Annotated in this window: 20 protein-coding genes; 15 read left to right on the top strand and 5 right to left on the bottom strand. The window is 72.9% G+C overall.

Annotation, left to right across the window (positions count from 1 at the left end):
• Positions 1 to 19: 19 nt before the first annotated feature.
• Positions 20 to 946, bottom strand: a complete 927-nt coding sequence (locus HNR21_RS25135) for an ABC transporter ATP-binding protein (RefSeq protein WP_182707151.1) — start codon at positions 944 to 946, stop codon at positions 20 to 22.
• Positions 947 to 1,081: 135 nt separating this feature from the next.
• Between HNR21_RS25135 and HNR21_RS25130 the strand changes: the two genes are divergently transcribed.
• The 10 genes from HNR21_RS25130 to HNR21_RS25085 all read left to right on the top strand — a co-directional run bounded on the left by HNR21_RS25130 (position 1,082) and on the right by HNR21_RS25085 (position 10,127).
• Complete coding sequence (locus HNR21_RS25130) at positions 1,082 to 2,539, top strand: amino acid permease (RefSeq protein ID WP_182707150.1); 1,458 nt, start codon at positions 1,082 to 1,084, stop codon at positions 2,537 to 2,539.
• Positions 2,536 to 3,420, top strand: a complete 885-nt coding sequence (locus HNR21_RS25125; RefSeq protein ID WP_312881250.1) for a universal stress protein — start codon at positions 2,536 to 2,538, stop codon at positions 3,418 to 3,420. Before HNR21_RS25130 ends, HNR21_RS25125 begins: the two co-directional genes overlap by 4 nt.
• A 108-nt stretch (positions 3,421 to 3,528) precedes the next feature.
• Positions 3,529 to 4,317 (top strand): helix-turn-helix transcriptional regulator, encoded by a 789-nt coding sequence (locus HNR21_RS25120; protein ID WP_376766601.1) that lies wholly within the window; start codon positions 3,529 to 3,531, stop codon positions 4,315 to 4,317.
• Positions 4,314 to 5,726, top strand: a complete 1,413-nt coding sequence (sufB, locus tag HNR21_RS25115; RefSeq protein WP_119730686.1) for a Fe-S cluster assembly protein SufB — start codon at positions 4,314 to 4,316, stop codon at positions 5,724 to 5,726. The genes HNR21_RS25120 and sufB overlap by 4 nt, the downstream gene beginning before the upstream one ends.
• Positions 5,726 to 6,859, top strand: a complete 1,134-nt coding sequence (gene sufD, locus HNR21_RS25110) for a Fe-S cluster assembly protein SufD (protein ID WP_182707148.1) — start codon at positions 5,726 to 5,728, stop codon at positions 6,857 to 6,859. Before sufB ends, sufD begins: the two co-directional genes overlap by 1 nt.
• Entirely contained in the window at positions 6,856 to 7,200 is a 345-nt protein-coding gene (locus HNR21_RS25105; protein ID WP_182707147.1) for a non-heme iron oxygenase ferredoxin subunit, read from the top strand. The genes sufD and HNR21_RS25105 overlap by 4 nt, the downstream gene beginning before the upstream one ends.
• 20 nt (positions 7,201 to 7,220) lie before the next feature.
• Positions 7,221 to 7,988, top strand: coding sequence for a Fe-S cluster assembly ATPase SufC (gene sufC, locus HNR21_RS25100; protein ID WP_182707146.1), 768 nt, complete (start codon positions 7,221 to 7,223; stop codon positions 7,986 to 7,988).
• Positions 7,985 to 9,250 (top strand): cysteine desulfurase, encoded by a 1,266-nt coding sequence (locus HNR21_RS25095; RefSeq protein WP_182707145.1) that lies wholly within the window; start codon positions 7,985 to 7,987, stop codon positions 9,248 to 9,250. The genes sufC and HNR21_RS25095 overlap by 4 nt, the downstream gene beginning before the upstream one ends.
• A gap of 50 nt (positions 9,251 to 9,300) precedes the next feature.
• Positions 9,301 to 9,759 carry a Fe-S cluster assembly sulfur transfer protein SufU gene (gene sufU, locus HNR21_RS25090; RefSeq protein ID WP_119730681.1) on the top strand — a complete coding sequence of 153 codons (459 nt, stop codon included), beginning with the start codon at positions 9,301 to 9,303 and terminating at the stop codon, positions 9,757 to 9,759.
• On the top strand, positions 9,756 to 10,127 hold the full coding sequence (locus HNR21_RS25085; RefSeq protein WP_119730680.1) for a metal-sulfur cluster assembly factor: 372 nt from the start codon (positions 9,756 to 9,758) through the stop codon (positions 10,125 to 10,127). Before sufU ends, HNR21_RS25085 begins: the two co-directional genes overlap by 4 nt.
• Positions 10,128 to 10,155: 28 nt before the next feature.
• Here HNR21_RS25085 and HNR21_RS25080 read toward each other — a convergent pair whose 3' ends face one another.
• Positions 10,156 to 10,758 carry a hypothetical protein gene (locus HNR21_RS25080; protein WP_182707144.1) on the bottom strand — a complete coding sequence of 201 codons (603 nt, stop codon included), beginning with the start codon at positions 10,756 to 10,758 and terminating at the stop codon, positions 10,156 to 10,158.
• 141 nt (positions 10,759 to 10,899) lie between these two features.
• Here HNR21_RS25080 and HNR21_RS25075 point away from each other — a divergent pair, with 141 nt between their 5' ends.
• The gene (locus tag HNR21_RS25075; protein WP_312881248.1) at positions 10,900 to 12,093 is read left to right on the top strand and encodes a sensor histidine kinase; all 1,194 of its coding nucleotides are present in this window, start codon (positions 10,900 to 10,902) and stop codon (positions 12,091 to 12,093) included.
• A complete protein-coding gene (locus tag HNR21_RS25070; protein ID WP_119730679.1) occupies positions 12,090 to 12,761 on the top strand; it encodes a response regulator in 672 nt (223 codons plus the stop codon). Before HNR21_RS25075 ends, HNR21_RS25070 begins: the two co-directional genes overlap by 4 nt.
• Before the next feature lie 11 nt (positions 12,762 to 12,772).
• On the opposite strand, the gene HNR21_RS25065 is transcribed toward HNR21_RS25070, so the two are convergent.
• A complete protein-coding gene (locus HNR21_RS25065) occupies positions 12,773 to 13,897 on the bottom strand; it encodes an EAL domain-containing protein (protein WP_119730678.1) in 1,125 nt (374 codons plus the stop codon).
• A gap of 80 nt (positions 13,898 to 13,977) precedes the next feature.
• On the bottom strand, positions 13,978 to 14,373 hold the full coding sequence (locus HNR21_RS25060; RefSeq protein WP_119730677.1) for an ABC transporter permease: 396 nt from the start codon (positions 14,371 to 14,373) through the stop codon (positions 13,978 to 13,980).
• 93 nt (positions 14,374 to 14,466) lie between these two features.
• Between HNR21_RS25060 and HNR21_RS25055 the strand changes: the two genes are divergently transcribed.
• The 3 genes from HNR21_RS25055 to HNR21_RS25045 are packed head-to-tail and all read left to right on the top strand — an operon-like array spanning position 14,467 to position 16,515.
• On the top strand, positions 14,467 to 15,108 hold the full coding sequence (locus HNR21_RS25055; RefSeq protein WP_233358729.1) for an AIM24 family protein: 642 nt from the start codon (positions 14,467 to 14,469) through the stop codon (positions 15,106 to 15,108).
• Position 15,109: 1 nt separating this feature from the next.
• Complete coding sequence (locus HNR21_RS25050; protein WP_119730675.1) at positions 15,110 to 15,760, top strand: AIM24 family protein; 651 nt, start codon at positions 15,110 to 15,112, stop codon at positions 15,758 to 15,760.
• A 5-nt stretch (positions 15,761 to 15,765) separates the two neighbouring features.
• Complete coding sequence (locus tag HNR21_RS25045; protein WP_182707142.1) at positions 15,766 to 16,515, top strand: AIM24 family protein; 750 nt, start codon at positions 15,766 to 15,768, stop codon at positions 16,513 to 16,515.
• On the opposite strand, the gene HNR21_RS25040 is transcribed toward HNR21_RS25045, so the two are convergent.
• Entirely contained in the window at positions 16,481 to 17,533 is a 1,053-nt protein-coding gene (locus HNR21_RS25040; protein ID WP_182707141.1) for a DUF2330 domain-containing protein, read from the bottom strand. The genes HNR21_RS25045 and HNR21_RS25040 overlap by 35 nt on opposite strands.
• Positions 17,534 to 17,578 lie beyond the last annotated feature (45 nt).

Genomic DNA, 17,578 nt, shown 5'->3' with positions numbered 1-17,578 from the left:
GTACGACCCGGGGAACGGCTCACGGGCGCAGCTCCCGTCCGGTCAGCTCCAGGAACACGTCCTCCAGGGTGCGCCGCTCGATCCGCAGGTCCTCGGTCATCACCCCGTGCGAGGCGCACCAGGCGGTCACGGTGGCCAGCAGCTCCGGCTGCACGTCCCCCTCGATCAGGTAGTGCCCGGCCGGGGACTCCTTGGCGGCGCTGCCCACCGGCAGCGCGGCCAGCAGCTCGTCCAGCCCCAGCCCCGGCCGGGCGCGGAACCGCAGCTGCCGCTCCGCCCCGGTCAGCTCGGCGGGCGTGCCGCGCGCCACCACCCGGCCGTCGTCCACGATGACCACCTGGTCGGCCAGCCGTTCGGCCTCGTCCATGTGGTGGGTGGTCAGGATCACGCTCGCCCCGGCGTCGCGCAGCCCCTCCACCAGCTCCCAGGTGGCGTGCCGGGCCTGCGGGTCCAGCCCGGCGGTCGGCTCGTCCAGGAACACCAGCTCCGGCCGTCCCACCACGGCCGCGGCCAGCGACAGCCGCTGCTGCTGGCCGCCCGACAGCCGCCGGAACGGGGTGCGGGCGTGCGCGGTCAGGCCCAGCCGGTCCAGCAGCGCGGCCGGGTCCAGCGGCCGGGCGTGGAACGAGGCGACCAGCCGCAGCCACTCCCCGGCGCGGGCGGTGCCCGGGACCCCGCCGGACTGCAGCATCACCCCGATCCGGGGCCGCAGCGCGCGGGCGTCGTGGACGGGGTCCAGGCCGAGGACCCGGACCGTTCCCGAGTCGGGCCGCCGGTAGCCCTCGCAGATCTCGATCGTGGTGGTCTTGCCGGCGCCGTTGGGGCCGAGCAGCGCGGTGATCGCGCCGCGCTCGGCGCGCAGGTCGATGCCGTCCACGGCGGTGACCGAGCCGTAGCGCTTGACCAGCGCCTCCAGCTCGACCGCGCACTCGCCGGGGGGAGTCATGCCTCGAGTCTAGGTCGGCCTCCGAACCCCTCCGGCGGCACCCCCGGCGGGGAGAGTTTGCGCCGGTGCCCCAGGGGCATCTGAGCGGTCACCGTCGTCACCCGGCGTGACGACGACGGGGGGAGCCGGGGGGAGATGCAGCGGGCAGCAGGGGGCGGCGGCCCCGGGTGGTTGCGGGACCTGACGCGGACCAAGCCGGTCGACCAGATCGTCGCCGAGGGCGGTCACGGCGAGGGCGGGGAGCTGAAACGCTCCATGGGCCTGCTGCAGCTCACCATGTTCAGCGTGGGCGCCACGCTGGGCACCGGCATCTTCGTGGTGCTCGGCGAGGCGGTCCCGCTGTCGGGCCCGGCGATCGTGGTGTCGTTCGTGCTGGCGGGCCTGACCGCGCTGTTCTCCGCGCTGTCGTACGCCGAGCTGGCCGGGACCATCCCGGTGTCGGGGTCGTCGTACTCCTACACCTACGCCACGCTCGGGGAGCTGGTCGCCTGGGTGTGCGGCTGGTGCCTGCTGCTGGAGTACGCGGTGTCGGTCTCGGCGGTGGCGGTCGGCTGGGGCCAGTACCTCAACGAGCTGGCCGACAAGACGATCGGGGTGACGATCCCGGCCGCGCTCAGCAGCCCGCCGGGCGGGGGCGGGGTGGTCAACGTGCCGGCCGTGGCGGTGGTGCTGCTGGCCACGTTCCTGCTGCTGCGCGGCACCTCCGAGAGCGCCACCGCCAACACGGTCATGGTGTTCCTCAAGGTCGGGGTGCTGGTGTTCTTCTGCGTGGTGGCGTTCATCGCGTTCCGGGCCGGCAACCTCACCCCGTTCGCCCCGCTGGGCATCGCCGGGATCAGCGCCGCCGGGTCGAAGGTCTTCTTCTCCTACATCGGGTTCGACGCCGCCTCCACCGCGGGCGAGGAGGCCCGCAACCCCCGCCGCGACCTGCCGCTGGCCATCCTGCTGTCGCTGGGGATCGTGACGCTGCTGTACGTGGCGGTGGGGCTGGCGGCGGTGGCGGCGCAGCCGTGGCGCGAGTTCGAGGGGGCGGAGGCGTCGCTGGCGATGGTGCTGGACGAGGCGGCCGGGGTGCCGTGGCCGTCGGCGGTGCTGTCGCTGGGCGCGGTGATCGCCATCGCCAGCGTGGTGCTGACCGTGCTGTACGGGCAGACCCGGATCCTGTTCGCGATGGCCCGGGACGGGCTGATCCCCCGGATCTTCATGCGGGTCAGCCCGCGCACCGCGGTGCCGGCCGCCAACACCGTGATCGTGGCGGCGTTCGTGTCGCTGCTGGCGGCGCTGGTGCCGCTGGGCCGGCTGGCCGACGCCACCAGTATCGGCACCCTCTTCGCGTTCGCCCTGGTGAACGTGGGGGTGATGGTGCTGCGGCGGACGCGCCCGGAGATGCCGCGCAGCTTCCGCGCCCCGCTGTTCCCCGTCACGCCGCTGCTGGGCGTGGGGTTCTGCGTCTACCTGATGATCAGGCTGGACGTCGCCACATGGACGGTCTTCGTGCTGTGGATGCTGGTCGGGCTGGCGGCCTACTTCGCCTACGGGCGGCGTCACTCGCGGCTGCGCCGGGCGGAGGCCGCGGCGGGGGAGCGGGCGTGACCCGGGTGCTGGTGGGCTACCTGCCCGACGAGCGCGGCGATGACGCGCTGGCGCTGGCCGCCCTGGTGGCCCGGCAGGGACGGACGCCGCTGACCGTGGCCAACATCTACCCGCCGGGGTGGCCGACCCCGGGGCCGGGCCGGGTGGACGCCGAATGGCTGGGCTATGTGAAGCAGCAGGCCCGCGCCGCCCTCGACCAGGCCGCCGCCCGGCTCGGTGACACGACGCCCGCGGACGCCGTCCACTATGTCGTCCACCCCAACCGGGGCAGCGGGCGCGGCCTGATCCAGGTGGCCGAGAAGGAGGCGGCCCGGCTCGTCGTGATCGGGTCCGCGCCGCGCGGCAGGCCCGGCCGGATCGCCGTGGGCAGCACCGCCGACCAGCTGCTGCACGCCTCGCCGGTCCCGGTGCTGCTGGCGCCGCGCGGGTACGCCGCCGCCCCGCCGGAGGCGTTCACCCGGCTGACGGTGGCGTACCGGCCGCACCGGGGGGCCCGGCTCGAGGTCGCCGCCGCCGGGCGCATCGCCGACTGGCTGGGCGTTCCGGTCCGGCTGCTCACGCTGCTGCTCCGGCCGCCGGGACCGGCCGGCGGGCCGGTCGTCGCCGACCTCATGCGGCGGCAGCGCGAGCAGGCCGCGCGCGACCTGGCCGAGGCCGCCGAGCGGGCCGCGGCCCGGGCCGGGGTGTCGGCCGAGGTGGCCGAGGGCGTCGGCGTGGACGGCGCGCTGCGGCACTGCGACTGGTCGCCGGGGGAGATCCTGGCCTGCATGTCCAGCGCGGAGGGGCCGCTGCGCCGGGTGTTCCTGGGGAGCGTCTCCGGCAAGATCGTCCGTGTCGCGGCGTGCCCGGTGCTGGTGCTGCCGGGCGCCGGCCCGCGCTGACAGAACGACGTTTCCGCAGGTTAGGTAAGCCTTACCTGCGTGAGGTACTGCACCCGTCCGCGTTTGTGCGGCGGGAAGGAATTACGCCACACTGATGTTGTGAAAAACGTGGGCGACCGGACGACCGTGCCATCGCTCGCCGTAACGGCCGACGGCCACGGCGAGCGGGACACGCGTGCCCGCGTGGCCCGGCTCATCCTCGAGCAGGGCCCGATCACCGCGTCGGCGCTCGGCGAACGGGTCGGTCTCACCCCCGCCGCCGTCCGGCGGCACCTGGACGCGCTGCTGGCCGAGGGCATGATCGAGGTCCGGCGGGCGCGTCCGCAGGCCCGCCGGGGGCGCGGCCGGCCGGCCAAGTGGTTCGCCATCACCGACGCCGGGCGCAGCGCGTTCGTGCACGCCTACGACGACCTGGCCAGCGCCGCGCTGCGGTTCCTGGCCGAGAAGGCCGGCAGCGCCGCGGTGGCCGAGTTCGCCCGGCGCCAGATCGCCGACCTGGAACGGCGCTACCGCCCGGTGGTCCGCGCGGCCCCGCCCCAGCAGCGGGTCCGCGTGCTGGCCGAGGCGCTGTCGGCCGACGGCTACGCCGCCGCGGCCGCCGAGGCCCCCCGCGCCGGCGGGCAGCAGCTGTGCCAGCACCACTGCCCGGTCGCGCACGTGGCCGCGGAGTTCCCGCAGCTGTGCGAGGCCGAGACCGAGGCGTTCAGCCGGCTGCTGGGCACCCCCGTGCAGCGGCTGGCCACCATCGCGCACGGCGACGGGATCTGCACCACCCACGTCAGCCCGCGCGACCTGGGCGCCGGGGGCGACACGGGGTCGGACACGGCATCCGGCGAGACATCCGACACGACGCAAGGCAACGGCAACGACGAGGAGTCCGGGAGGACCTCCCTATGACTATCGAAACCCACCCCGAGCTGGAAGGGTTCGACAGGTACAAGTTCGGCTGGGCCGACCCGGACACCGCGGGCGCCTCCGCCAAGCGCGGCCTGAACGAAGAGGTCGTCCGCGACATCTCCGCCAAGAAGAACGAGCCGGAGTGGATGCTGGACCTGCGCCTGAAGGGTCTGCGGCTGTTCGAGAAGAAGCCGCTGCCGACCTGGGGCTCGGATCTGTCGGGCATCGACTTCGACAACATCAAGTACTTCGTCCGCTCCACCGAGAAGCAGGCCACCAGCTGGGACGAGCTTCCCGAGGACATCAAGAACACCTACGACAAGCTCGGCATCCCCGAGGCCGAGAAGCAGCGCCTGGTCGCCGGGGTGGCCGCGCAGTACGAGTCCGAGGTCGTCTACCACAAGATCCGTGACGACCTGGAGAGCAAGGGCGTCATCTTCGTCGACACCGACACCGGCCTGCGCGAGTACCCGGAGATCTTCCAGGAGTACTTCGGCACCGTGATCCCGGTGGGCGACAACAAGTTCGCCGCGCTCAACACCGCCGTGTGGTCGGGCGGCTCGTTCATCTACGTGCCGCCGGGCGTGCACGTGGAGATCCCGCTGCAGGCCTACTTCCGGATCAACACCGAGAACATGGGCCAGTTCGAGCGGACCCTGATCATCGTCGACGAGGGCGCCTACGTGCACTACGTCGAGGGCTGCACCGCGCCGATCTACTCCTCGGACTCGCTGCACTCGGCGGTCGTGGAGATCATCGTCAAGAAGGACGCCCGCTGCCGGTACACGACCATCCAGAACTGGTCGAACAACGTCTACAACCTGGTGACCAAGCGCGCCGTCGCCTACGAGGGCGCCACCATGGAGTGGGTCGACGGCAACATCGGCTCCAAGGTCACCATGAAGTACCCGGCGGTCTACCTGCTGGGCGAGCACGCCAAGGGCGAGACCCTGTCGATCGCGTTCGCCGGCGAGGGCCAGCACCAGGACGCGGGCGCCAAGATGGTGCACGCCGCCCCCCACACCTCCAGCACCATCGTCTCCAAGTCGGTGGCGCGCGGCGGCGGCCGCACCTCCTACCGCGGCCTGGTCCAGGTGCAGGAGGGCGCCGAGCACTCCAAGTCCACGGTCAAGTGCGACGCGCTGCTGGTCGACCAGATCAGCCGTTCCGACACCTACCCGTACGTGGACGTCCGTGAGGACGACGTGGAGATGGGCCACGAGGCCACCGTCTCCAAGGTGTCGGAGGACCAGCTGTTCTACCTGATGAGCCGCGGCCTGACCGAGGACGAGGCGATGGCGATGATCGTGCGCGGGTTCGTCGAGCCCATCGCGCGCGAGCTGCCCATGGAGTACGCCCTCGAGCTGAACCGCCTGATCGAGCTGCAGATGGAAGGAGCCGTCGGCTGATGGGGCTGGAGACCAAGCCTCTGTCGACCCTGCACGAGAAGTCCTCCTACGACGTGGCGGACTTCCCGGTGCCCACCGGCCGTGAGGAGGAGTGGCGGTTCACCCCGCTGCGCCGCCTGCGGAACCTGCACAAGGGCGCCGAGGGCCTCGGCAAGGTCCGCGTCGAGATCGAGGCGGCCCCCGAGGTCAGGGTCGAGCGGGTCGGCCGCGACGATCCGCGCCTGGGCAGGACCTACGTGCCCGGCGACCGGGTGAGCGCCCAGGCCTACACCTCGTTCGCCGAGGCCACCGTCGTCACCGTGCCCAAGGAGGCGGTCGCCTCCCGGCCGACCGTGCTGCGGTTCGACGGCGAGGACGCGGCGCAGGCCGCCTACGGCCACACCACCGTGGTCGTGGAGCCGTTCGCGCAGGCCACCGTGGTGCTGGCGCACCGCGGGTCGGCGACCTACGCCGACAACGTGGAGTTCGCGGTCGGCGACGGCGCCAAGCTGACGGTGATCAGCCTGCAGGACTGGGAGGACGACGCCGTCCACCTGTCCCACCAGCACGCCCGGCTCGGCCGCGACGCCCAGTTCACCGGGTTCACGGTGTCGCTGGGCGGGGACCTGGTGCGGATCGCCCCGTCGGTGTCCTACGAGGCGCCCGGCGGCAACGCCGAGCTGTACGGGGTCTACTTCGTCGACGCCGGCCAGCACATCGAGCACCGGCTGCTGGTCGACCACGCGGTCCCGCACTGCCGCAGCCGGGTCGACTACCGGGGCGCGCTGCAGGGCCAGGACGCGCACACCGTCTGGATCGGCGACGTGATCATCCGCGCCGAGGGCGAGGGCACCGACACCTACGAGCTGAACCGCAACCTGGTGCTCACCGACGGCACCCGGGTCGACTCGGTGCCCAACCTGGAGATCCTCACCGGCGAGGTGGTCGGCGCCGGGCACGCCAGCGCCAGCGGCCGCCTCGACGACGAGCACCTGTTCTACCTGCAGGCCCGCGGCATCCCGCGGGACGAGGCGCGGCGCATGGTGGTGCGCGGCTACCTGGGCGAGCTGGTCGACAAGATCGAGGTGCCCGAGGTCCGCGAGAAGGTGCAGGCCGCGATCGAGGCCGAACTGGATCGGGAGATCGACCGGTGAGCGACGACGGCTTCGTGAAGGTCTGCCCGCTGGGGGACATCCCCGAGGACGGGCCGCTGGCGGTGGAGATCGACGACACCCCGGTGGTGCTGGTGCGCTCCGGCGACGAGGTGTTCGCGCTGCGCGACGTGTGCTCGCACGCCGAGGTGGCGCTGTCGGAGGGCGAGGTCTACGACGGCACGATCGAGTGCTGGCTGCACGGCTCGTGCTTCGACCTGCGCACCGGCAAGCCCACCAACCCGCCGGCCAGCGCGCCGGTGCCCACCTACCGGGTCCGGCTCGACGGTGACGACGTGCACGTGTCGCTGCGGCCCGGCTCCGACGACGACCAGACCACTTAGACAGAGGTTCGAAGACAGATATGGCCACGCTAGAGATCCGCGACCTCCACGTCTCCGTCGGCGACGGCTCCGACGGGTCCAAGGAGATCCTGCGCGGTGTCGACCTGACCGTCCGGTCCGGCGAGACCCACGCGATCATGGGGCCGAACGGCTCCGGCAAGTCCACCCTGGCGTACGCGATCGCCGGGCACCCCAAGTACGAGGTCACCGCCGGCTCGGTCACCCTGGACGGCGAGGACGTGCTGGCGATGAGCGTGGACGAGCGCGCCCGCGCCGGCCTGTTCCTGGCCATGCAGTACCCGGTCGAGGTGCCCGGGGTCTCGGTGTCGAACTTCCTGCGCTCGGCGGTCACCGCGGTGCGCGGCGAGGCGCCCAAGCTGCGGGTGTTCACCAAGGAGATGAAGGAGGCGATGGAGGCGCTGGCCATCGACCCGGCCTTCGCCCAGCGCTCGCTGAACGAGGGCTTCTCCGGCGGTGAGAAGAAGCGCCACGAGATCCTGCAGCTGGAGATGCTCAAGCCGAAGATCGCGGTGCTCGACGAGACCGACTCCGGTCTGGACGTCGACGCGCTCAAGGTGGTCTCCGAGGGCATCAACCGGTTCAGCGCCGCCGGTGACACCGGGGTGCTGCTGATCACCCACTACACCCGCATCCTGCGGTACGTGAAGCCCGACTTCGTGCACGTCTTCGCCGGCGGCCGGGTCGTCGAGGAGGGCGGTCCCGAGCTGGCCGAGGTGCTGGAGAACGAGGGCTACGAGAAGTACGTGAAGGCTGGCGCATCCGCATGAGCGCACTGCTGCCCGAGGAGATCAAGAAGGACTTCCCGCTGCTGTCGAGGACGGTGCGCGGCGGGCGTCCGCTGGTCTACCTCGACTCGGGCGCGACCTCGCAGAAGCCCGTCAAGGTGCTGGACGCCGAGCGGGAGTTCTACGAGCGGCACAACGCCGCGGTCCACCGGGGCGCGCACCTGCTCGCCGAGGAGGCCACCGACGCCTTCGAGGCGGCCCGCGCCACCGTCGCCTCGTTCATCGGGGCGGTGCCCGGCGAGATCGTGTTCACCAAGAACGCCACCGAGGCGATCAACCTGGTGGCGTACTCGCTGAGCAACGCGGCCACCGCCGGCCCGGAGGCGCAGCGGTTCAGGGTCGGCCCCGGCGACGAGATCGTGGTGTCGGAGATGGAGCACCACGCCAATCTCGTGCCCTGGCAGCAGCTCTGCCGGCGGACCGGGGCCACGCTGCGCTGGTTCGGCATCACCGACGACGGCCGCCTGGACCTGGCGAACCTGGACGAGCTGGTGAACGAGCGCACCAGGCTGGTCGCGCTCACCCACCAGTCCAACGTGCTGGGAACGGTCCCGCCGATCGAGCGGATCACCGCGCGGGCCCGCCAGGTCGGCGCGCTGGTGCTGCTGGACGCCGCCCAGTCGGTGCCGCACCAGCCGGTGGACGTGTCCGCCCTGGGCGCGGACTTCCTGGCGTTCTCCGGGCACAAGATGCTCGGCCCGTCCGGGGTCGGCGTGCTGTGGGGCCGCCGCGAGCTGCTGGAGACCATGCCCCCGTTCATCACCGGCGGGTCGATGATCGAGGTGGTGCGGATGGAGGGCTCGACCTTCCTGCCGCCGCCGCAGCGGTTCGAGGCCGGCGTCCCGATGACCGCCCAGGCGGTCGGGCTGGCCGCGGCCTGCGACTACCTCACCGAGCTGGGCATGGACAAGGTCCACGCGCACGAGGAGGCGCTGACCGCCTACGCGCTGGAGCAGATCGGCGAGATCGGCGGCGTGCGGATCATCGGCCCGGCCACCACCGAGGCGCGCGGCGGCACCGTCTCGTTCGTGGTGGACGACCTGCACCCGCACGACGTGGGGCAGGTGCTGGACGAGCTGGGCGTGGCCGTGCGGGTGGGGCACCACTGCGCCTGGCCGATCTGCCGGCGGTACGGCATCCCGGCCACCACCCGGGCGTCGTTCTACGTCTACAACACGCTGTCGGACGTGGACGCCCTCGCCGAGGGCATCCGGCACGCCCAGAAGTTCTTCGGAACAGCCTGACCGCCCCGGCTGTTCCACCAGCAGGACGCTTCGCCGCAGGAAGGACGCCGATGCAGCTCGAGTCCATGTACCAGGAGATCATCCTGGACCACTACCGCAACCCCCACCACAAGGGGCTGCGGGAGCCGTACGAGGCCGAGGTGCACCATGTCAACCCGACCTGCGGCGACGAGGTGACGCTGCGGGTGCACCTGGAGGGCGAGGGGGACGACGCCGTGATCGCCGACGTCTCCTACGACGCGATGGGCTGCTCGATCAGCCAGGCCAGCGCGTCGGTGATGAGCGACCTGGTGATCGGCAAGCCGGTCAAGGAGGCGATGGTCGTCCAGGACGAGTTCCTGGAGCTGATGCAGTCGCGCGGCCAGGGCGAGCCCGACGAGGACGTGCTGGAGGACGCCGTCGCCTTCGCCGGGGTCTCCAAGTACCCCGCCCGTGTGAAGTGCGCCCTGCTCGCCTGGATGGCGTGGAAGGACGCGACCGCCCGAGCCCTGGGAGAGGCATCATCATGAGCGAGACCGAGACCACCGGCCCCGAGCAGGCCGCCGAGACCGAGCGGGCCGTCGGCGAGATCGCGCCCGAGCACGAGGAGATCCTCGAGGCGCTCAAGGACGTGGTGGACCCCGAGCTCGGCATCAACGTGGTCGACCTGGGCCTGGTCTACGGCATCGACGTGGTCGACGAGGTGGCCACCCTGGACATGACGCTGACCAGCGCCGCCTGCCCGCTCACCGACGTGATCGAGGACCAGGCCGCCAGCGCGCTGGACGGCCTGGTCAAGGACGTGAAGATCAACTGGGTCTGGCTGCCGCCGTGGGGCCCGGACAAGATCAGCGAGGACGGCCGCGAGCAGCTGCGCGCCCTCGGCTTCAACGTCTGAGCCGTTTCCTCCGGGGCGACCCGGCGGCTCACGCCGACACCCGTCGTTCCTCCTCGGAGCGGCGGGTGTCGCCGTCCTTGGGCTTGGCGGGCCACAGCATGTAGGTGATCGGCCACAGCGACCAGATCGCCAGGACGACGGTGAGCCGTGCGATCCAGCCCAGCAGCGCCTCGGTGCGCTCGGCGTCGTCGACCAGCCAGATCGCCGCGCCGAGCAGGCCGCAGCTGATCGCCCAGGCGATCACCGCCTTGCCGAACTCCCGCCACTCGTAGCGGGCCCGCGCCATCCCGTACCTGGGCGGCTTGACCGGGGGCGGGCCGTCGGCGAACCGGTGCGCGAACCGCCGGTCGGCCCACCGGATCATGCTGTGCCCGAACGCCACGGAGAAGCCGATGTAGGCGGCGGCCAGCCCGTGCGTGAAGTTCGCGGTGGCCCCGCCGCGCAGGTCGATCACCGTGGCGATCAGCAGCACCAGGTCCACCAGCGGCACGCACACCAGCAGCGCCGCGCTCGTCCGGCGCCACCGCAGCAGGTAGCGGGCCGCCAGCCCGGCCAGCAGCAGGATCCAGAAGCCGATCTCGCAGCCGACGATGATCGCCAGCAGGAAGGTGCTCGTTCCGTCGGTGTCCACCCTTCGATGATGTCGACCGGGCACGACCGGATCATCCGCGCCGATGGCGAAATGCCGGGTACTCCGAAGGATGTACGCCCGCGGGCCCGGCTCCGCGCGGGGGAGGACCGGGACCCCGATGCGGGATGGTGTGATGTAGGGGTGCGTTTCACCACCCGCCAGGACGCCCTGCTCGCCGTCGCGGCGCTGGCCGGCGGCCTGCTGCTGCTGAGCGCCCGGGGGTACTCCCAGTGGGACCCCGACGACCCGTGGCCGCATCCCGCCTGGCGGGTGCTGCCGCTGGTGGGCGTGTGCGCGGCGATGCTGCTGCGGCGCACCCGCCCGGTCGCGGGACTGGCCGTGGCGACCCCGGCGGTGGTCGCCGACATCGTGATGGGCCCCAGCCTGGGCACCATGATGGTCTACACCGACGCGCTGTACGCGGCGAGCCTGTACGGCGGCCGCCGCATGCCCGAGCGGCTGCTGGCGGTCACGACGGCCGCCACGGTGCTGCTGGCGGCCGGGCTGGGACTGTGGGCCGGCGACTGGGCGGCCATGGTGGTCATCGGCGGGGTCGCCGGGATGACCTTCGTGGGGCCGGTGCTGACCGCGATGGTGGTCCGCGCCCACCGGGACCGCGCCGAGCTGGAACGGCAGCGGGCCGACCAGCTGGCCCGGCTGGCCGAGCTGGACCGGCGCAACGCGGTGGCCGCCGAACGCGCCCGGATGGCCCGCGAGCTGCACGACGTGGTCTCCAACCACCTCAGCGCGGTGGCCCTGCACTCCTCGGCGGTGCTGCGGCTGCCCGACCTGGACCGGGCGGCCGTCCACGAGGCCATGCGGGTGATCAGGGAGAACAGCGTGCAGGGGCTGGCGGAGATGCGCCGTATGATCGGCCTGCTGCGGGAGGAGCGGGACACGGACGGCGACCCGCCCGCCACGCCCCGGCTGGCCGACCTGGAAGGGCTGGTGGACCGCGCCACCCGGCCCGACCTGGCGATGGACCTGACGGTGACCGGGACGCCGCGGGAACTGCCCGCGGCGGTGGAGCTGGCCGCGTACCGGATCGTCCAGGAGTCGCTGACCAACGCGCTCAAGCACGCCGGGCCGGGCCGCGTCGAGGTGCGCGTCGAGCACCGGCCGGACCGGGTGTGCGTCACCGTGGACAGCCCGCTGGGCGACGGCCGCGCCGAGCTGCCCGGCACCGGCAGCGGACTGGTCGGGATGCGCGAGCGGGCCTCGATCCTCGGCGGGACGTTCGCCGCCGGGCCGGAGGGCGGCCGCTGGCGGGTGCGGGCGTGGCTGCCGTGCGCCGGCATGGACCGGGTCCGGGCGGGAGAGGAGGGAGCCGCGTGATCAGGGTGCTGGTGGCCGACGACCAGGCCGCCGTCCGGGCGGGCCTGGTGCTGATCCTGCGGTCGGCCCCCGACGTCGAGGTGGTCGGGGAGGCCGCCGACGGGGCCGAGGCGGTCGAGCAGGCCCGGCGGCTGCGCCCGGACGTGGTGCTGATGGACGTGCGGATGCCGCGGCTGGACGGCGTCTCGGCCACCCGCGAGCTGGCCGGCGAGGACGTCGCCGTGCTGGTGCTGACCACGTTCGAGGAGGACGAGTACGTGTTCGGGGCGCTGCGCGCGGGCGCGGCGGGCTTCCTGCTCAAGGACATCGACGCCGACCGGCTGGTGGAGGCGGTGCGGACGGTGGCGGCCGGGGAGGGCGTCCTGGCGCCGGCCGTCACCCGCCGCCTGATCGACGCGTTCGCCGGGCGGCGCCCGCGGGCGTCCGCGGCCGTCCCGCCGCCCGGCCTGGCCGAGCTGACGCCCCGGGAACGCGAGGTGCTGCGCTGCCTGGGCGAGGGGCTGACCAACGCCCAGATCGCCGAGCGGCTGGACATGGCCGAGACCACCACCAAGACCCATGTCAGCCGGATCCTGGCCAAGCTGGACCTGCGCAGCCGCGTCCAGGCGGCCATCCTCGCCCGGGAGCTGGCGGCGGCCCCCGACCCGCACGCCTCCGGAACGGGCTGACCCGCCGGGCCTCAGGGCGACAGGCTCCGGATCAGGTCGCCCACCCGCACGATGCCCAGCGTCCGGCCGACCTCGTCGGTCACCACCAGGTCGTCGTACACCCGGTCGTCGTCGCGCCCGGCGGCCCGCAGCGCGGCGATCGCCGGGACCGTCTTGGGCACCAGCCGCGGCGGGTCGGCCAGCCTGGCCGCCGGTTTGTGGGCGTGCAGCGCGTGCCCGTACGCCCCCGACAGCTTCAGCAGGAACCGGGTCCGGTCCACCGTGTGCCGGGGCCGCTGGTACTCGTCGACGAGCACGATGCTGGAGGTGCTCGGCTCGGCGTTGAAGGCGTTGAGCACCTCGTCGGCGGTCGCGCTCGTCGGCATCGTCACCGCCGGCAGCGTGAACTCCGACACCCGGGGCCCGACGTCCGGTCCCATGGCCGGGGCGGCCGGCTCCTCCCGCGCGGCGACCGGCACCGTCACCCGCATCCCCGGCCGCCACTCCGGCGGCGCCAGCGCCGGGCCCTGCACCAGCCGCACGCCCAGCCGCCGCGCGTGCAGCACCTGCTCCTCGGTGGCCAGTCCCGGGGCCAGCACGTGCGTGCCGATCCGGTGCGCCAGCTCCACCAGCGAGGCCACCAGCGCCGACCGCCGCGGATCCGACACCGCCCGGCGGGCCAGCTCCTGGTCCAGCCGCACCAGGTACGGCGAGGCGTCCGCCAGCAGGTCCAGCGGGGCGTGGACGGCGCCCAGCCCGGCCAGCCCCACCAGGTAGCCGGCCTTGCGCAGATCGTGCAGCGCGGCGCTCACCAGCGGGCGCTGGGCGGGCGCGAACCCGCCGGTGACGCAGAAGATGATCTCGCCGGGCCGGCGCCCGGTCTCGGCCAGCCGCTGGTGCAGTTCCACCAGCGTGTGCCGGCCGTGGGCGATGGTCTCGGCACGCAGCGACAGCTGCAGCGGCAGTGACGTCCCCAGCTCCACGACGGCGCGCGCGGCGAGCACCGCTCGCCGGACGTCCTCGCGGGCGGGATCGGCCATGGGATACGCGGGGGGCGGGCCGGCCGGTTCGCAGTGCGCCGCGACCGCCACCACGGCACCGGTGCCGAGGTCCACCACGGGGTGGAACACGGCGGGCGCCGGCAGCAGGACATCCATGGGGGACACAGCCGAATGATGCCGCGCCGAACTGGGCAAACGACGCGGCAGGGGAGAAGTTAACGCAGAATTCGGCTACCCTACACGCCGCGCCCCGCGACCAGGGCTGACACTGTGTAAACAATCCCGGCAAGACCGGCCAGCCACAGGTAGGGCGCCACCTCGCCGCCGCGCAGCGTCTGCACCACCACCGCGCCCACCACCACCGCCACCAGCACGTCCCCGGTGACGGCCGCGGCCCGCAGATGCGAGCGCGCCCGGTGCCCGCTGCCGAACGCGGCGCTGACCGGCAGCGCCGGCTCGTCCCGCCGGTACGCCAGATGCGCGGCGTACCCGCCCAGCACCGCCAGCGCGGCCAGCCCGGCGCCGAGCCGGTCCTGCAGCGCCAGCGACACCGCCAGCCCCAGTCCCACGGCCAGCGTCAGCCCGGGCACGATCCAGCGCCGCCCGCCACGGCGCTCGGCTGCGAACCACATGGGGACATCTTCCACGATCCGCCGCGAACCGGGTACCGATCGGCGTGCGCGTCTCCAGGGCCAACGCAAGATCGGCCAAGTATGTTGACCCCCGTGGCGCAATTCAGGCTGAACGGCTCGAAGATGCTCGCCGTGGATCTCATGGGCGAGACGATCAGGGCGCTGAACGGATCCATGGTCGCCTACGAGGGCCAGATGACGTTCAAGCGCCAGGGGATGACCGGCGGCGAGGGGCTGCGCGGGGCGCTGCGCCGCCGGGTCGCCGGCGAGAGCATGACGCTCATGGAGGTCACCGGGCACGGCACCGTGTACCTGGCCAGCGAGGCCACCGAGGTGACCCTGATCCCGCTGCAGGGCGACACGCTGTACGTGGAGTCCGAGAGCCTGCTGGCCCTCGACGCCCAGCTGCGGACCGGGGTGCAGTTCGTCGGCCTGCGCGGCATGGGCTCCGGGCAGGGCCTGGCCACCACCAAGGTGGAGGGCCACGGCATGGTGGCGATCCTGTCCGACGGGCCCGCGGTGGCGCTGGAGGTCGTCCCCGGCGAGCCGCTGTGCGTGGACCCGCACGCCTACGTCGCCCATCGCGGGCAGCTCCAGCAGGACTTCGTCACCGACGTCAACTGGCGCACCGTCCTCGGCCAGGGGTCGGGGGAGAGCGTGCAGTTCCGGTACCAGGGCCACGGGGTGGTCTACGTCCAGCCGGCCGAGCGCGGCGGCGGAGTGATGGAGATCTGAGATGCCTGCATTCAGCCCGATCAACCCCAAGATGCTCCAGGCGCCGGTCGGGCCGGGCCGGGAGCTGTACAGCAAGCGCGGCTCGATGCTGGCCTACGTCGGCCAGGTCCGCTTCGAGCCGACCGTCACCGCCGGCGCCGGCCTCGGCGGCGCGCTGGGCCGCGCCATGGCGGGGGAGAGCGCCCCGATGATGCACGTCACCGGCCAGGGCACGGTGATGTTCGGGCACGGCGGCCTGCACGTCACCGTGATCGACCTGCAGGGCGACACCCTGTACGTGGAGGCCGACCGGCTGCTGGTCTACGACGCCTCGCTGCAGTCGGGGACGATGTTCCTGGGCGAGCAGGGCGGGCTGTCGGGGGTGATCCGCGGCCAGGTGACCGGGCAGGGCCTGTTCACCACCACCCTCACCGGTCACGGCTCGGCCGCGGTGCTGTCGCACGGCGGCGTCGTCGAGCTGCCGATCACCCCGCAGCGCCCCGTCCACGTCGACCCGCAGGCGTACGTGGCGCACCGCGGTCACGTGCAGAACAGGCTCAGCACCTCCATGGGCCTGCGGGACCTGATCGGCCGGGGCTCCGGCGAGGCGTTCCAGCTGGAGCTGTCCGGCCAGGGAACGGTGTACGTGCAGGCCAGCGAGAAGAAGATCTGAGGGCGATGACCACTCCCACCTTCAACCGGTTGTCCCTGCCGTCCAACGACAACGTCAACCCGTACGTGTTCTGCGTGGACCTCGACGGCCAGTGGTTCACCCAGAAGGGCAAGATGATCGCCTACTACGGGCAGATCCGCTTCGAGGCGCTGTCGGCGGGCCCGCTGGACGCGCTGGTGGCCGCGCACTTCCACTCGCCGCTGTACGCCCACGACTGGATCGTGGCGCAGGGGCGGGGCAAGCTGCTGCTGGCCGACCGGGGCTTCGACGTCAACTCCTACGACCTGACCGACGGCAACCTCACCGTCCGGGCGGGCAACCTGCTGGCGTTCGAGCCGGGCCTGGACCTCAAGCAGTCGATCATCCCCGGGTTCCTCACCCTGATCGGCACCGGCCGGTTCATCGCCGCCTCCAACGGCCCGGTGCACTTCGTGGAGCCGCCCATCCGGGTCGACCCGCAGGCGCTGCTGGGGTGGGCGGACTGCCCGTCGCCGTGCCACCACTACGACCACGGCTACATGCGCGGCGTGCTCGGCATGGCCCGTTCGCTGTTCGGGGTCGGCGGGACGTCGGGGGAGGAGCACCAGTTCGACTTCACCGGCCAGGGGACCGTGCTGATGCAGTCCTCGGAGACCGTGATGGACACCGACACGATGCTGCGGGACCTGGAGGGTCAGATCGGCATGCTGGGCGTCGGCGGGCTGCAGCGCCTGCAGAGCGTCATCGCCCAGCGCCTCGCCTCCGAACGGCAGTGACGGCCACGGCCGCCGCGGCGAGCACGCCGGCGGCCACCAGCGCGCGCCCCGCCGGGACGCCGAGCACCTCGACGTACTCGTCGACGTACACGACCTCCCGGTGGGGCCGGTCGGCGGTGTAGCGGTACCGGAAGTCGTCGTCGACGTCCTGCGGTTCCAGCCCCTGGTTGACCACCTCGGTGAGGAACATCCGCCCGCCGAGGAACTCCCGCAGCCGTGCCGATGCCACCTGCCGCGGCTCCACCCAGCCCGCGAACGTCACGCCGAAACCGCGTCCCTCCGGTCCCCGGTGCTCCACCCGGTGCGCGCCCAGCACGTACAGGTGCACGGACTGGTCGTTGTCGGCGAGCCGCGACAGCCGCATCGGGTAGACGATCTCGTCGCTGCGGAACGACACGTGCAGCGGGTCCAGCTCCCCGTTCAGCTCCGCGCCCGCCCCCGGCGCGAGCTTCACCGCCACGTACGTCCACCCCATCCGCACGTACGGCCGCAGCGCCTCGTCCAGCCGGTCGCTCAGCCGGTACCCGTTCCGCTCCAGCCAGCCCGCCAGCGCCCCTGAGTCGTCGGCGGCCAGCGTCGCCACCTGGAACGGCCCCAGCCGCCTCTCCTCCAGCACCGACACCCCGCCCCCCGAGGCGCCGGGGGGCGCCCCGGCACTGGCCCCGTCCCCGCCGTCGCCGTCCCACCAGTGCCGCCGCTTGACCACCTTGGGCGCGGTCAGCCGTTCCAGCTGCCGGAACCACGTCTGGTCCCCGAGCCGCACCCGCGCCCGCGACGGGGTGGGAAAGAGCCATGCGGCGTCCCGCGCGTCCGACCGCACGGCCAGCCGCATCACGATGTCCTCGGTGCGGGTCCGGTCGTCGTACCGGACGATCGAGGTCTCCCGGTCCACCCGCAGGTCCGACCCCGCGGTGATCATCGCCCCGCATCCGCACGCCCACGACGGCCGCACCAGCCCGCCGCCCGACCACACCGCCAGCAGGCAGACGACGGCGAACACGCGCACCAGGACCCGCATCGAGCACCTCACAAGATCACGGCGTGCCCCCTTGGACGCCGCCCG

Source organism: Thermomonospora cellulosilytica (assembly GCF_014138835.1).
Lineage (GTDB): Bacteria > Actinomycetota > Actinomycetes > Streptosporangiales > Streptosporangiaceae > Thermomonospora > Thermomonospora amylolytica.
Note: the sequence above shows the minus strand (reverse complement) of the source record. Positions and strands in the feature narration are given on the sequence as shown.

Bases quoted from the DNA above. Each gene is read 5' to 3' on its own strand.
- HNR21_RS25040 (WP_182707141.1), bottom strand. From the start codon at position 17,533: ATGCGGGTCCTGGTGCGCGTGTTCGCCGTCGTCTGCCTGCTGGCGGTG.
- HNR21_RS25050 (WP_119730675.1), top strand. From the start codon at position 15,110: ATGCCTGCATTCAGCCCGATCAACCCCAAGATGCTCCAGGCGCCGGTC.
- HNR21_RS25130 (WP_182707150.1), top strand. From the start codon at position 1,082: ATGCAGCGGGCAGCAGGGGGCGGCGGCCCCGGGTGGTTGCGGGACCTG.
- HNR21_RS25045 (WP_182707142.1), top strand. From the start codon at position 15,766: ATGACCACTCCCACCTTCAACCGGTTGTCCCTGCCGTCCAACGACAAC.
- HNR21_RS25085 (WP_119730680.1), top strand. From the start codon at position 9,756: ATGAGCGAGACCGAGACCACCGGCCCCGAGCAGGCCGCCGAGACCGAG.
- sufC (WP_182707146.1), top strand. From the start codon at position 7,221: ATGGCCACGCTAGAGATCCGCGACCTCCACGTCTCCGTCGGCGACGGC.
- HNR21_RS25135 (WP_182707151.1), bottom strand. From the start codon at position 946: ATGACTCCCCCCGGCGAGTGCGCGGTCGAGCTGGAGGCGCTGGTCAAG.
- HNR21_RS25060 (WP_119730677.1), bottom strand. From the start codon at position 14,373: ATGTGGTTCGCAGCCGAGCGCCGTGGCGGGCGGCGCTGGATCGTGCCC.
- sufU (WP_119730681.1), top strand. From the start codon at position 9,301: ATGCAGCTCGAGTCCATGTACCAGGAGATCATCCTGGACCACTACCGC.
- sufD (WP_182707148.1), top strand. From the start codon at position 5,726: ATGGGGCTGGAGACCAAGCCTCTGTCGACCCTGCACGAGAAGTCCTCC.
- sufB (WP_119730686.1), top strand. From the start codon at position 4,314: ATGACTATCGAAACCCACCCCGAGCTGGAAGGGTTCGACAGGTACAAG.
- HNR21_RS25095 (WP_182707145.1), top strand. From the start codon at position 7,985: ATGAGCGCACTGCTGCCCGAGGAGATCAAGAAGGACTTCCCGCTGCTG.
- HNR21_RS25065 (WP_119730678.1), bottom strand. From the start codon at position 13,897: ATGGATGTCCTGCTGCCGGCGCCCGCCGTGTTCCACCCCGTGGTGGAC.